This is a genomic window from Plantactinospora alkalitolerans (assembly GCF_015690345.1).
GTDB lineage: Bacteria > Actinomycetota > Actinomycetes > Mycobacteriales > Micromonosporaceae > Plantactinospora > Plantactinospora alkalitolerans.
The window spans coordinates 1-13047 of sequence record NZ_JADPUN010000054.1 but is presented as its reverse complement, the minus strand read 5'-3'; the positions used below and the strand labels follow the sequence as shown (position 1 = coordinate 13047).

The 13047-nt window shown below is 71.4% G+C and carries 9 protein-coding genes and 1 pseudogene; 8 read left to right on the top strand and 2 right to left on the bottom strand.

The window, feature by feature from the left end; all coding sequences use genetic code 11:
- The first annotated feature begins 106 nt into the window (after positions 1-106).
- Both I0C86_RS03415 and fxsT read left to right on the top strand, forming a co-directional pair.
- Complete coding sequence (locus tag I0C86_RS03415; RefSeq protein WP_196199714.1) at positions 107-1369, top strand: TIR-like protein FxsC; 1263 nt, start codon at positions 107-109, stop codon at positions 1367-1369.
- 13 nt (positions 1370-1382) lie between these two features.
- Positions 1383-5300, top strand: coding sequence for an FxSxx-COOH system tetratricopeptide repeat protein (fxsT, locus tag I0C86_RS03410; protein ID WP_196199713.1), 3918 nt, complete (start codon positions 1383-1385; stop codon positions 5298-5300).
- 4 nt (positions 5301-5304) lie between these two features.
- On the opposite strand, the gene I0C86_RS03405 is transcribed toward fxsT, so the two are convergent.
- On the bottom strand, positions 5305-6438 hold the full coding sequence (locus tag I0C86_RS03405; protein ID WP_323373443.1) for an FxsB family cyclophane-forming radical SAM/SPASM peptide maturase: 1134 nt from the start codon (positions 6436-6438) through the stop codon (positions 5305-5307).
- A 73-nt stretch (positions 6439-6511) separates the two neighbouring features.
- On the bottom strand, positions 6512-6691 hold the full coding sequence (gene fxsA, locus I0C86_RS03400; RefSeq protein WP_196199711.1) for an FxSxx-COOH cyclophane-containing RiPP peptide: 180 nt from the start codon (positions 6689-6691) through the stop codon (positions 6512-6514).
- A gap of 185 nt (positions 6692-6876) precedes the next feature.
- Here fxsA and I0C86_RS03395 point away from each other — a divergent pair, with 185 nt between their 5' ends.
- The 6 genes and pseudogenes from I0C86_RS03395 to I0C86_RS03370 form a co-directional block, all read left to right on the top strand.
- Positions 6877-7266, top strand: coding sequence for a BlaI/MecI/CopY family transcriptional regulator (locus I0C86_RS03395; protein WP_196199710.1), 390 nt, complete (start codon positions 6877-6879; stop codon positions 7264-7266).
- Between the two features lie 4 nt (positions 7267-7270).
- Positions 7271-8194 carry a M56 family metallopeptidase gene (locus I0C86_RS03390; protein ID WP_196199709.1) on the top strand — a complete coding sequence of 308 codons (924 nt, stop codon included), beginning with the start codon at positions 7271-7273 and terminating at the stop codon, positions 8192-8194.
- Between the two features lie 142 nt (positions 8195-8336).
- Complete coding sequence (locus tag I0C86_RS03385) at positions 8337-9596, top strand: cytochrome ubiquinol oxidase subunit I (protein WP_196199708.1); 1260 nt, start codon at positions 8337-8339, stop codon at positions 9594-9596.
- A gap of 12 nt (positions 9597-9608) precedes the next feature.
- Entirely contained in the window at positions 9609-10679 is a 1071-nt protein-coding gene (locus tag I0C86_RS03380) for a cytochrome d ubiquinol oxidase subunit II (RefSeq protein WP_196199707.1), read from the top strand.
- On the top strand, positions 10676-12394 hold the full coding sequence (cydD, locus tag I0C86_RS03375) for a thiol reductant ABC exporter subunit CydD (RefSeq protein WP_196199706.1): 1719 nt from the start codon (positions 10676-10678) through the stop codon (positions 12392-12394). Before I0C86_RS03380 ends, cydD begins: the two co-directional genes overlap by 4 nt.
- A pseudogene (locus I0C86_RS03370) lies at positions 12313-13047 on the top strand (thiol reductant ABC exporter subunit CydC); the annotation flags it as partial. The gene cydD and the pseudogene I0C86_RS03370, both read left to right, overlap by 82 nt.

Here is a 13047-nt window from a genome sequence, read left to right as displayed (position 1 = left end):
CTACGCAATCGTGCCCGAAGCGTGCATCATGTCTGTGCGGATGTTCGGTCGTCGGCCGTCGCATCCGCATCGTGATTCTTCCGCCGGCGAGACGGGGGTTGTTCGGGTGACCGCGCCGCAACAGCCCGGAGGCCCTCGCCGCCTGCATTTCTTCCTCAGCTACGCGCGCAGCGACGACGACCCGTACGTCGAGCGGTTCTACAAGGATCTCTGCGCCGAAGTCCGGGTCCGCGCGGGGCTGGCGAGCGGCTCCGAGGTCGGCTTCTTCGACAAGACCAGCATCGAGATCGGCGCGACCTGGTCGGCGGACCTGGTCGACGCCCTCTCCACCGCCTGCTCCTTCCTGGCGCTCTTCTCACCCCGATACTTCGCCAGCGAACCCTGTGGCCGGGAATGGCAGTTGTTCGCCGAACGCGTGCGCCAGCACGAGGAGACGAACGAGACCCGCTCGGCCGCGCTGCTGCCGGTCCTCTGGTTACCGCCCCGCCAGATACCCGACGCGGTGCAGGACGTGCAGTACGACCGCGACGTGTTCAGCGACGCCTACCGGCGGGACGGACTGCGCCAACTGATGCGGCTGCGCCGCAACGAGGACGAGTACATCGAGGCGATAAGCATCCTCGCCGACCGGATCGTGGACAATGCCGCCTCCAACGCGCTGGAGCCACTGCCGAACAACCCCAGGATCGACTTCCACGGCCTCAGGAGCGCCTTTCACGGCACCGCCGGGACCAGCCCTCCGCCGGCGGACGAGCCCCGCCTCCGTCCTCGATCCGACCACGTCCACTTCGTGATCGCCGCGCCCAGTCAGCAGGAGGCCAGCACGATCCGGCAGGATCTGCACTTCTACGGCGCGGCCCCGCTCGACTGGGCCCCCTACCTGCCGGCACTTCCGGAGTCCCTGGCCAGCTTCGCCCGTGCGGTCGCCGCCAGGCGCGGCCTGAGTTCGGACGTGTCGTCCCTGCCGCTGCCGCCCGGAGCCGACACGTCCCCGGGCGGCGACTCGATCGTGGTACTCCTCGTCGACGCCTGGGTGACACAGCTCGACGACTACCGGCAGGCCCTGGCCGAACAGGAGATCCAGCAGGCTCCCGCCACCGCCGCGATGATTCCGCGAAACCACGAGGATCACGAGACGCACCAGAACTGGCGACGACTCTCCGACGGGCTGCGCAGCGTCATGCTGCACCGGGTGGCGAGCGGGGAGCCACTCGCCTACCGGGCGGACATCCTGACGCACCGGTCCTTCGACGAGGACCTTCAGGTGGTCCTCGAGGTTGCCCGCAACCGGGTCTTCGCCCGCGCCGCCGCACCCGACACCGAGACCTCGACACCGAGGCGTACCCGACCAATTCTCGAAGGACCCTGAGCAGGAGGCTGGGATGGCGTCCACACCCGGTTCGGGACGATCTTCCGGGCAGATCATCACCTTCTATTCCTACAAGGGCGGCACCGGGCGGACGATGGCACTGGCCAACGTCGCCTGGATCCTGGCGAGCAGCGGGCACCGGGTACTCGCCGTCGACTGGGACCTGGAGTCGCCCGGACTGCACCGCTTCTTCCACCCCCTGCTCGCCGACGACCCGCAACTGCATGCCTCGGACGGCGTCATCGACCTCGTCCGGGACTTCGCCGCGACGGTCGTCCAGGGGGCCGGCCAGCGGGCGGCCGCGACCAGGACGGGTCCGGACGTCCTTCGCTACGCGGTCTCCCTCGGCTGGCGGTTCAGCGGCGGCGGGGAACTCGATCTGCTGCCGGCCGGGCGCCAGGGGCCGGCGTACTCGGCGACGGTGAGCACCTTCGACTGGCCCAGTTTCTACGAGCGGCTGGGCGGTGCCGCCTTCCTGTCCGAACTGCGGCAGAACCTGCGTGACCACTACGACTTCATCCTGATCGACAGCCGCACCGGGCTCAGCGACAGTGCCGGCATCTGCACCGTCCTGCTGCCGGACACGGTGCTGAACTGCTTCACCCTCAGCACCCAGAGCATCGACGGCGCGGTGGCGGTCGCCCGGTCCATCCGCAACCTGCGGGCCAACGAACCCGTGCGGATCCTGCCCGTGCCGATGCGGGTCGAGGACGGCGAGCAGAGCAAGCTCGAAGCCGGACGGGACTACGCCTGGCTCCGGTTCGCGCCGTTCCTCGACCACCTGAACGCGGACGACCAGGCGCGGTACTGGGCCGAAGTGGAGATCCCGTACAAGCTGTTCTACGCGTACGAGGAGATCCTGGCGGTGTTCGGTGACCGGGCCCGGCAGCCGACAACGCTGCTGGCCGCGTACGAACGGTTGGCCGCCGTCGTCGGCGGTGACCTCGTACGCCCGCTCACGCCGCTGGAGGAGGGGACCCGGCGGCACTGGCTGACCCGGTTCGAGCGGACGCGTCCCCGGGCGATGACCCGGGCGCTGGTCAGTTACGCGGCCAGGGACCGGATCTGGGCCGAGTGGGTCGCCGGGGTGATGGCCGAGGTCGGACTGCCGACGATCCTGCGGGAGGTCACGGAACCGGGACCGGGCGGACCGGGCGAACCGGCACCGACCGAGGCCGCCGACCTGGTCACCGTGCTGCTCTCCGCCTCGTACCACCTGCCGACGGAAATAACGGAATGGGTGCTGCGGTCGACGGCCGCACCCGAACGCGGCCGGTCGAACGTGCTCACCATCTCGCTGGACGGCACCCCGCCCCCGGAAGAGCTCGAACGGTTCGGGGTGCTGGAGTTGTCCGGGATGCCGGCGGAGAGTGCCCGCACCGGCCTGCTGGCCACGCTCAACCGGCCGGTCGTCGAGCCCGAGGGCGCCGGAAGGCTCGTCCCGCCACGGTTCCCCACCCCGCCCCAGATCTCCCGGCTGCCGCTGCGCAACAACCGCTTCACCGGCCGACGCCACCTGCTGTCCCAGATCCGCGACCAGCTGTCGTCCGCTCCGAGCCCGGTCTCGCCGCTGACCCTCACCGGCATCGCGGGCGTCGGCAAGAGCCAGATCGCCACCGAGTACGCGCACCGCTTCGCCGCCGACTACGACGCCGTGTGGTGGATCTCGGCGGCGCAGGCCAGCATGGCCCGGGCCGGCCTGGTCGACCTGGCCGACGAACTGCGGGTACCGGACACGGAGACGACCGACGACCGGATCAGGCTGCTGCTCGACGTCCTGGAGCGATCTCCCGCAGACCGGCGATGGTTGCTCGTCTTCGACAACGCCGGAGATCCCGGAGATCTGGCCGGGGTCCTGCCCGGCGGCGCGGTGCACGTCCTGGTCACCTCGCGAGGTCCGGGCTGGGACAGCCACGAGAAGCTCATCGAGGTCGGCCCGTTCGACCGGAACGAGAGCATCGAACTGCTCCGGCTCCGTATTCCGGCGCTGACCCCGCAGGATGCCGAGCAGGTCGCCCGGCGCCTCGGTGACCTGCCCCTCGCCGTCGAACAGGCGGGTTCGTGGCTCGCGGCGACCAGGATGCCGGTCGACCGGTACCTCACGCTGCTCGACAGCCAGTTGACCCGGCTGCTCGGCGAGAACCTGCCCGCAGGGTACGAACGGGCCGGGCCGGCGACCTGGCTGCTCTCCCTCGACCGGCTCCGCGACGAGAAACCGGCGGGGGCTCGGCTCATGGAGCTACTGGCCTTCTTCGGACCGGAGCCGATCCCCGCCCCGCTGCTCTACAGCCGACGGCTGATCGAGATCGTGGCCGGCGAGGACACGACGCTGCGGGACGACAGCAACTTCGCCGGCGTGGTCGAGCAGGCCCAGCGCTACGCCCTCGCCACCTTCGATCCGACACACGGCGCCCAACTGCACCGGCTCATGTCGGAGGTGATCCAGCAGAGCCTGCCCGACGAACTCGCGGAGCGGCATCGGCGACACGTGCACCAGATCCTGGCCTCCGCCAATCCCGGCGACCCCCACCTGCCCGGCAATTGGCCGACCTTCGCCGGGCTGTGGCCGCACGTCGTCCCCGTCCAGGCGTACACGTCGACTGACGACGGCGTCCGCCAGCTCGTTCTCGACATCGGGCGGTACCTCTACCGCCGGGGCGACTTCGCCGCGAGCGCGGAACTGCTGCGGTCGGCACTCGACGTCTGGGAGGAGAGGTTCCCGGAGGACGACCTGAGAGTACTGGCCGGGAAGATCTTCCTCGCCAACGTCCTACGCCCGCAGGCCAGGTACGAAGAGGCACTGCGGCTGAGCGAGGAGGCCCATGAAGGGCTCCTTCGGACCGTGGGGGTCCAGCACGAGTACGCCCTGCTGTCCGTGGCCGGGCTCGCCGCCGACCTGTGGAGCGCGGGTAGCTTCACCCGGGCCCGCGATCTGAACTCGGAGGGCCTGCGCCAGTCGATCGAGCTGTTCGGTCCGGAACACCGCCGGACCCTCCGGGCCAGGAACAACCTGGCCGTTGCCCTGGAACTCCTCGGCGTCTACCGGGATGCCCAACGCCTGCACGAGCAGGCCTACCAGGATCGTCGCCGGGTGCTTGGCGAGCGTTTCCCGGACACCCTGTTCTCGGCGACGAGCTATGGCCGGGTACTCCGGCTCTCCGGTGACCTACGCGCCTCTCGGCGCATCCTGGAGGCGGCCGTTGCCGGGCACCGCGAGGTGCACGGCGACCATCACGTGTCGACCCTGCGTACCCTGGTCGAACTCGCTGCCACCCTCCGGCGGCTGGGTCAGCTGGACGCCGCACTGAACCTGGCCCGGACCACCCACGCGAACTACCTGGCGACCCGCTCGGCAACCAACCCGGACCGGCTCGCCTGCGCCAACACCCTCGCGCTGACCCTGTCCGCACTGGGCAACCAGGTGGAGGCACTGGAGCTCGGCTGGAACGTCGTCCAGAAGCAGCAGGACGTCCTTCCCCGGAGCCATCCGTTCGTGCTGGCCCTCCGCGGAAACCTCGCCATCTACCTGCGCCGCAACGGTGAGTTGGACACCGCGACCCGGGAGGTCGACGCCGCGCTCGACGGGATGCGGGCCGCTCTGGGCGACGCGCACCCGTACACCCTGCAGTGCCTGGTCATCGCCGCGAACGTCCGGTTCGCCCTCGGCGATCCAGCGGCGGCGCTGGAACTGGAGCGAGAGGCGTACGACGTAATGGCCGGCATCTTCCGGGACACGCATCCGGATCTGTTGACCGCCGGGTGCAACCTGGCGGCGAGTCGGGCGGCGGTGGACGACCTCGGCGGGTTGGCGGACTTCCGCGCCGACCTGGTCGCGCGGGCGACCCGTGGCATCGGCCGGGAGCATCCGCTCACCGCGACGATCCTGGCCAAGGACCGGGCGGAGTGCGAGATCGACCTCCTGCAGTTCTGAGCCGTCAGCCAGCCTGAGGAACCGCTCGCAGGACGGCCAGTTCCGTGTTCAGCCGGCCACGGATGTGGGTGATCAGCGCGGTCAGGTCCGGGCAGTAGACCGAGGGATTGTCGAACCCGTTCGTGGCGTGGTAGCGGTGGGCGTACAGACCGCCTCCGCAGACCTGGACCAGCGGACATGCCCGGCAGGTGGCCGCGAGTCCCGCCAGGCCGGACTGGCGGGCCCGGAAGGCTGGCTGGGCGATCGCCTCGTCGAACGTGGACGACCGGACGTGCAGGCCGGTGGCCGCCATGCCCTCCTCGGTCGTCTTCAACGCGTCGCCCTGTTCGATCGCGCCGTCGGTCTCCACCGTGATCAGGTCGCTCGGGCTGAGCCCCACCACCTCGCTGCCGCTCGACCCGCCGAGCAGCAGGTCGATCAACGACTCGAAGAGTCGTACTCCGGTCCGTTGCGGCCGGCTGGCGAACCACTCGTCGAAGACCGGAACGAGCCAGTCGGCGTACGGCGTGTCGGCGCTGTCGGTCCGCCGGCCGGGTGGTGGTGTCGTCCAGTTCCCGTGCGGCAGCAGGAAGTCCATCCGGGGCGGTGCGAACGCCAGCAGGCTCCGGTACACGTCGAGCGGGTCGTTCTCCAGGTTGATCGTGCAGAGGATCCCGCCGTAGAGGTGCCGGTAGTGGTGCTGGTTGAGCCGCTCCAACGCCTCCGCGACCGCCCGGTGGCTGCCCTGTCCACCAGCGAAGACGCGGTGTCGGTCGTTGGCCGCCTCCGGACCGTCCAGGCTGACCCCGACCCGGATGTCGTACCGGTCGAACAGGTCGAGGAACGTCTCGTCCAGCAGTACCCCGTTCGTCTGCACCCGCAGGTCGACCACGGTGCCGGCCGGAACGGCCGCGCGGACGCTCCGCGCGACGTGACCGACGAGCTCCCGACCGGCCAGCAGTGGTTCGCCGCCGTGCAGGATGACCGTGACGCGGTCGACTCCATGCTGCCGCGCGTGTTCGCCGATCCGGTTGGCCGCCAGGTCGACGACCGCACGGGACATGGTCCTGGGCCGGTCCCGCCAGGTCTGGTCCACGTGCTGGTAGACGTAGCAGTAGTCGCAGGCCAGGTTGCATCGACTGTGGATTTTGAGCAGCACCTGCCGAACCGGCGTGCCGACCGCGGTGTCGGAACCGTTCGCACCGTCCCCGTCTGGCTGTGCGGGCGGCGTGTCAGACGTAGTTGTTGAACGCCGCCACGGTGTCCCGGGGATGCCGCTGGGCCGCATCGATGACCCTCCGGATCGAGTTGGCCAGGACAGACTCGTCCTCGTCTAGCAGCAGCACCTGGGCCAGCGGGATGTCGTCGAGATCGACCAGTTGTCCCTCGACGTCGGGCCCCACTTTTTTCATGCCGCACTCGTCCTTCGCCGCGAAATATTAGACAGAGGTTACCGTGCGCCGCGAGCGGGACGACTACTCCATGACTCGGCTCCGACACGCTCGCGTCACTGTCGCTTCGATCACACCGCCCGGTTCACCGCGAACGTAGCCGTCGCCATAACCAGGTATACGACGACGGGTAGTAGACTTGCCGCGTGACGCGACTCGGTGATCTCGAACGTGCCGTGATGGACGTGCTCTGGGACCGGGGCGCGAGCGGCGGCTCCGGGGTGACGGTGCGCGAGGTGGCCGAGGGGCTCCGGAATCGCGAGCTGGCGTACACCACCGTGATGACCGTGCTCGACCGGCTGGCCGGCAAGGGCATGGTCGAGCGCGAGCGGGCGGGCCGGGCCTGGCGGTACCGGCCGGCGGCCAGCCGGGAGGCGCACATCGCCCGGCTGATGCTCGACGCTCTTGACCTGGCCGGCAGCCGGGACGCGGCACTGGTCCGGTTCGCCCGGTCGGTGACCGGGACCGAGGCCGACGTGTTGCGCGCCGCCCTCGCCGAGGAGGCCGCCGACGGCCCGCCGAGCGCGGCGAGGTGACGGCATGACCTACGCCTCTTCCTTCGCGATCGCCGTCCTGGCCTGCTACGTGGCGGCGCGGGTGCTCACCGGTACGGGCCGGCTGGGCGCCGCGTGGACCTGGCACAGCCCTCGGGTGGCGATCATCTGCTGGCAGGCGGTCGGCCTTGCCCTCGGGCTCTCCGCGATCGGCCTGCCGATCTCGATCGGGCTGGCTCCGTACGGGCAGAGCACCGGTTCGGCGCTGCGGTCCCTCGTCGGCGATCTGTTCGGCGGCACCCTGCCCCGGGGCATGGGGGTGACCCACCTCGGACTTGTCGGCGTCGGTCTCGGCGTGGCCGTCGTACTGCTCTGGTCCACGGCCCGCAGCCTGCTCAGTGCGCTGCGTGCCCAGCGCCGGCACCGCGACCTGCTCACCCTCGTCGCCCGGGACGATCCGGCCGCGCCCGGTGCCCTGGTGCTCGACCATCCCAGCGCCGCCGCCTACTGCCTGCCCGGGGTACGTCCGCAGGTGGTGGTCAGCGCCGGCACCCTGAGCCTGCTCGACCGGCCGCAGCTCGCGGCGGTGCTGAGTCACGAGCGGGCGCACGCCGACGAGCGGCACGACCTGGTGCTGCTGCCGTTCACCGCGCTCTGCCGGGCGTTGCCGGGGGTGCGTTGGGTGCGTACGGCGCACGAGGCGGTCGCACTGCTGGTGGAGATGCGGGCGGACGACAAGGCTCGACGCCTGCATGCCGACGCCCCGCTCGCGGCCGCGCTGCTGCGGTTCGCCAGCGCCGGTTCCCGGGTCACGCCGACCGGTGCGCTCGGTGCCGCCGACGGCGAACTCGACGCCCGGGTGGCCCGGCTGCTGGCGGTGGCGGAGCGGCCGAACCGGCTGCGCAGCGTCGCCGCGCTGTCGCTGGCGACTGCCCTGGTCAGCCTGCCGGTGTCACTCTTCCTGCGCTGAGGTTCCCAGCTCTACTACGACTCGTAGTAGTATGGAGCTACTGCCAAAGCAGTACGAAAGGATACTTCGCGCGCTGTATGCATAGGTAGATCGCCTACACATAGGCTGCCCACGAAAGCGATGCCGACGCCGAAGGGTTGCCATGGATCCGCTTCTGATCGCCCGTCTACAGTTCGCCAGCACGGCGTCGATCCACTTCCTCTTCGTCGCCGTGACGCTGGGCCTGGTCACCCTGCTCGTCTGCCTCCAGACCGCCGGATACCTCACCAGGAAACCCGGGTACGAGCGACTCACCCGCTTCTGGGGCACGCTCTACGTCATCAACTACGTCCTGGGCATCGCCACCGGCCTCGTGATGGAGTTCCAGTTCGGGCTGAACTGGAGCGGACTCTCCCGCTACGTCGGCAACGTCTTCGGCGCCCCACTGGCGATCGAGACCCTCGTCGCGTTCTTCCTGGAGTCGACCTTCCTCGGCATGTGGATCTTCGGCTGGCACCGACTGGGTCGGGGCCTACACCTCGCCCTGCTGTGGGGCGTGGCGATCACCGCGTACGCCTCGGCGTACTGGGTGATGGTGGCGAACTCCTGGTTGCAGAACCCGGTCGGCTACGAGATACGCGACGGCGTCGCCCACCTGACCGACTTCTCCGCGCTGCTGGCCAACCCCACCCTCAGTTTCGCCCTTCCGCACGTGCTCGGGGCCGCCCTGATGGCGGGTGGACTGCTGATGGCCGGGGTGAGTTCCTGGCACCTGATCCGGCGCACCGTCGACCACGCCCTGTTCCGTACGTCACTGCGGCTCGGCCTGGTCGCCGGCCTACTGGGCACCACGCTCACGATGGGCTCCGGCTTTCCACAGTTCGGTGCGGTCGGCGCGGTGCAACCCACCAAGTTCGGCGCGGACGTCGCCGAGGCCGGACTGCTCGAACGGTGGACCGGCCAGTTCGGTCCCGGCGACTACACCCCGCCGGAGTGGACCGGCGTGCCGCTGGAGCTGATGATGATGATCGCCTTCGTACTTTCCTGGGGGATCTTCCTGCTTCCACTCTTCTACCGCGACTGGATCATCCGGCTACGCTTCCCGCTCTACCTGGTGCTGCTGAGCACCCCACTGCCGTTCGTCGCGCTGATTTCCGGCTGGCTGGTCCGGGAGGTGGGCCGGCAGCCCTGGGCGGTCTACGGTCTGTTGCCGGTCTCCGACGCGGTCAGCCCGGTCGGCGGCGGTACGCTGCTCAGCTCGTACGTCGGTTTCACGCTCCTGCTCGGCACCCTCGCCGTCGTCAACTGGACGTTGATGGCCCGGCACGCCGCGCGGGGCGCCGGAGACCTCGCCCTGGGCCGCCCGCCCGAGCCGCCACCGGCCGAGCAGTCCGAGCCCGCCCCCGTACCGGTCCACGCGTGAGGAGGTAGATCCGTGCACACCGCCTGGTACGTCCTGCTCGGCCTCTTCTTCGCCACCTACCTGGTGCTCGGCGGCTACGACTACGGCGTCGGCATGCTGCTCGCCCGCCCCGACCGGAAACGATCCGACGGCGCACGGGAACCCTCCGACGGCGGACGGGAACGATCCGACGCCGAACTGTCGGACCGCCGCCGGGCCGACCTCACCGCGCTCGGCCCCTACTTCCTCGGCAACGAGGTCTGGCTGGTGGCCGCCGTCGGCATCCTGTTCGGCGCCTTTCCGATGCTGGAGGGAGAACTGCTCTCCGGCCTCTATCCGGCCGTACTGCTCGCGCTCGGCGGCGTGGTCGTGGTGATCGTCGCCGTACCGCTGCGCAGCCGCCCGTCCGGCCCCCGATGGCGGCGCCGGTGGGATCGCGCCGTGGTGGCCGGGAGCCTTCTCTCCGCCGGCGGCTGGGGAATCGTCCTCGCCGGGCTGCTCCAGGGCGTACCGGTCGCCGCCGACGGGCACGTCGACGGGCCCGGCCGGGTCTTCACCCCGTTCACCGTGGCGGGCGGGCTGCTCCTGGTCGCGCTGGTCGCCGTACACGGTGCCGCCTTCCTGGCGCTCCGGCTGCCCGGGGACTCCGGACGCCAGCTCGCCGGGATCGGCCGCCGGCTGGTCCTCCCCGCCCTGGCCGCGATCGCCGCCACCACCGCGCTGGGCCTGCTCTCCGAACGGGTACGCGACACCGTGCGGCAGCCGGTCGCCGGTGTCCTGCTGCCAGTCGTACTCGGGCTGGCCCTGCTCCTCGCCCGGCGCGCGTTCGACCGGCAGCGGCCCGGACTCGCGTTCGTCGCCACGTCGCTGGCGCTGGCCGCCCCGGTGCTGCTGATCGGCGCGACGACCTGGCCGTACGCCCTGGTCTCCAGCGTCGATCCGGCGGCCAGCCTGACGGTGGGCGCGGCGGCGGCCAGCGAGCCCACCCTGCGGCTGTTGAGCTGGCTGATCGTGCCACTGCTCCCGGCACTACTCGGCTTCCAACTGGTCTCCTGGTGGATCTTCCGTGGCCGGCTCGACGCCAGGACGCCGGTGTACTGGTGAGTCGTCGCCGCCCGTTCGATCCGCGGCTGCTGCACCGGGTACCCGGTGCACGGCGCCCGCTGGCCGCCCTCGGCCTCCTGGGCGTGGCCGCCGCCGGACTGGTCCTCGTCCAGGCCACCACGCTCGCCATGGTGCTGGCCTCGGCGGCGGGCGGGCGCCTGGACCGGGCGGCACTGGCGGGTTTCGTGGCCAGCGTCGCCGGCCGGGCGGCACTGGTCTGGGCCCAGGGAACGGTGGCGGCGCGGGCCGCCTCGACGGTCAAGGCCGCCCTCCGCGCCGACCTGCTCGACGCCGTCGGCCGGCGCGGACCGGGCTGGCTGTCCGGTCAGCGTGCCGGCCAGCTCGCCACCCTGGCCGGCCGTGGGCTCGACGCCCTCGACGCGTACTTCACCGGCTATCTGCCCCAGCTCGTGCTGAGTCTCACGGTGCCGCTGGCCGTACTCGCCCGGCTGGCGTTCGCCGACTGGAGTTCAGCCGTGATCATCGCGCTCACGCTGCCGCTGATCCCGGTCTTCGGCGCGCTGCTGGGCTGGCAGGCGCAGGCCGCGACGGAACGGCAGTGGCGCCGGCTGACGCTGCTCGGCGGCCACTTCCTGGACATGGTTACCGGCCTGCCCACCCTGCGGGTGTTCGGGCGGGCGCGCGGTCAGGTGGGCGTGGTCCGGCAGATGGCGGACCAGCATCGACTGGCGACAATGAAGACGCTGCGGATCGCGTTCCTCTCCGCGCTGGTGCTGGAACTGGTCGCCACCCTCTCGGTGGCGCTGGTCGCGGTGCCGATCGGCCTCCGGCTGCTCGGCGGCGGGCTCGCCCTCCAGACGGCGCTGCTGGTGCTCCTGCTCGCTCCGGAGGCCTTCCTGCCGCTGCGTGCCGCCGGCAGCCAGTTCCACGCCAGCCAGGAGGGACTGACGGCACTCGACGAGGCGCTCACCCTGCTGGATCCCCCACCGGCGACCGTCCGGCCCGATCCGGACGCGGCCCGGCCACGGAAGATCCGGTTGCCGGGTGAGATCCGGTTCGAATCGGTCACCGTCGCGTACGAGCGCACCACCGCGCTGCGGGACGTCTGGCTCACCATCCGGCCCGGTGAGCGGATCGCCATCGTCGGCCCCAGCGGTGCCGGCAAGAGCACCCTGCTCCACCTGCTGCTCGGCTTCGTCACACCGACCAGCGGCCGGATCACCGTGGACGGCATCGACCTCGCCGAGGTGGACCTCGACGACTGGCGCCGGGAACTGGCCTGGGTGCCGCAGCGGGCGCATCTGTTCGGCACGTCCCTGGCCGAGAACATCCGGCTCGGCGCACCGGAGGCGACGCCGGAGTCGGTACGGACGGCGGTGCGGGACGCCGGACTGGCCGAGGTCGTCGCCGCGCTGCCGGAGGGCCTCGACACCCGGCTCGGCGAACGGGGCCACGGCCTGTCCAGCGGGCAACGCCAGCGGGTGGCGCTGGCCCGGGCCTTCCTCCGGGACGCCCCGCTCGTACTGCTCGACGAGCCCACGGCCCGGCTCGACGGCGACTCGGAGGCCGCCGTCCTCGCCGGCACCCGGCGGCTCGTCGCCGGCCGTACCGCGCTGCTCGTGGCGCACCGGCCGGCGCTGCTGACCGAGGCGGACCGGGTGCTGCGGGTCGAGGACGGGCGGGTCAGCGAAGCGACGCCGACCCTGTCCGGCCCGCCTGCCGACGCCGGTACGTCCCGGGAGGTGACGGTGTGAGGCTGTCCGCCGAGCGCGCGATATGGCGACTGAGCCGGCCGTACCTCGGTCGGCTGCTCGGCGCCGGCCTGCTCGCGGCCGGCACCGAACTCGCCGGGCTCGTCCTGATGGCGACCGCGACCTGGCTGCTGATCACCGCGGCGGGGCGGCCGCCCCTCGACGCGCTCACCGTCGCGATCGTCGCGGTACGGGCTCTGGCGATCGGCCGGGGGGTGCTGCGCTACACCGAGCGGTTGGCCGGCCATGACGCCACCCTGCGCGTCGTCACCGAGGTCCGGGCCCGGGTCTTCGCCGCCCTGGCGGCCCGCAGGGGCGGTGGGGAACGCTCCGGCGACGTCCTCAGCCGGCTCGTCTCGGACGTGGAGGCGGTGCAGGACCTGCTGCTCAGAGTGCTGGTCCCCGGGGTCGCGGCCACCGTCGTGGGCCTGCTCGCCGTGGTCGGCGCGTCCGCCGTCGCACCCGTCGCCGGGCTGGTCGTGGCCGGCGGGCTGTTGCTGGCCGCCGTGGCCCTTCCGGCGCTGGCGACGGCGTTGACCCGGCGCACCGCCGCCCGGGTGGCGCCGTTGCGGGGCGCCCTCGCCGCCGACGCCGTGGACCTGACCCACGGCGCCGCCGACCTCGCCGCCTTCGGTGCGACCCGGGCGGCGCTGGAC

What these genes read in the sequence shown, in the direction of transcription:
- fxsT (WP_196199713.1), top strand. Translation starts at nt 1,383, where the DNA reads ATGGCGTCCACACCCGGTTCGGGACGATCTTCCGGGCAGATCATCACC.
- fxsA (WP_196199711.1), bottom strand. Translation starts at nt 6,691, where the DNA reads ATGAAAAAAGTGGGGCCCGACGTCGAGGGACAACTGGTCGATCTCGAC.
- I0C86_RS03390 (WP_196199709.1), top strand. Translation starts at nt 7,271, where the DNA reads ATGACCTACGCCTCTTCCTTCGCGATCGCCGTCCTGGCCTGCTACGTG.
- I0C86_RS03385 (WP_196199708.1), top strand. Translation starts at nt 8,337, where the DNA reads ATGGATCCGCTTCTGATCGCCCGTCTACAGTTCGCCAGCACGGCGTCG.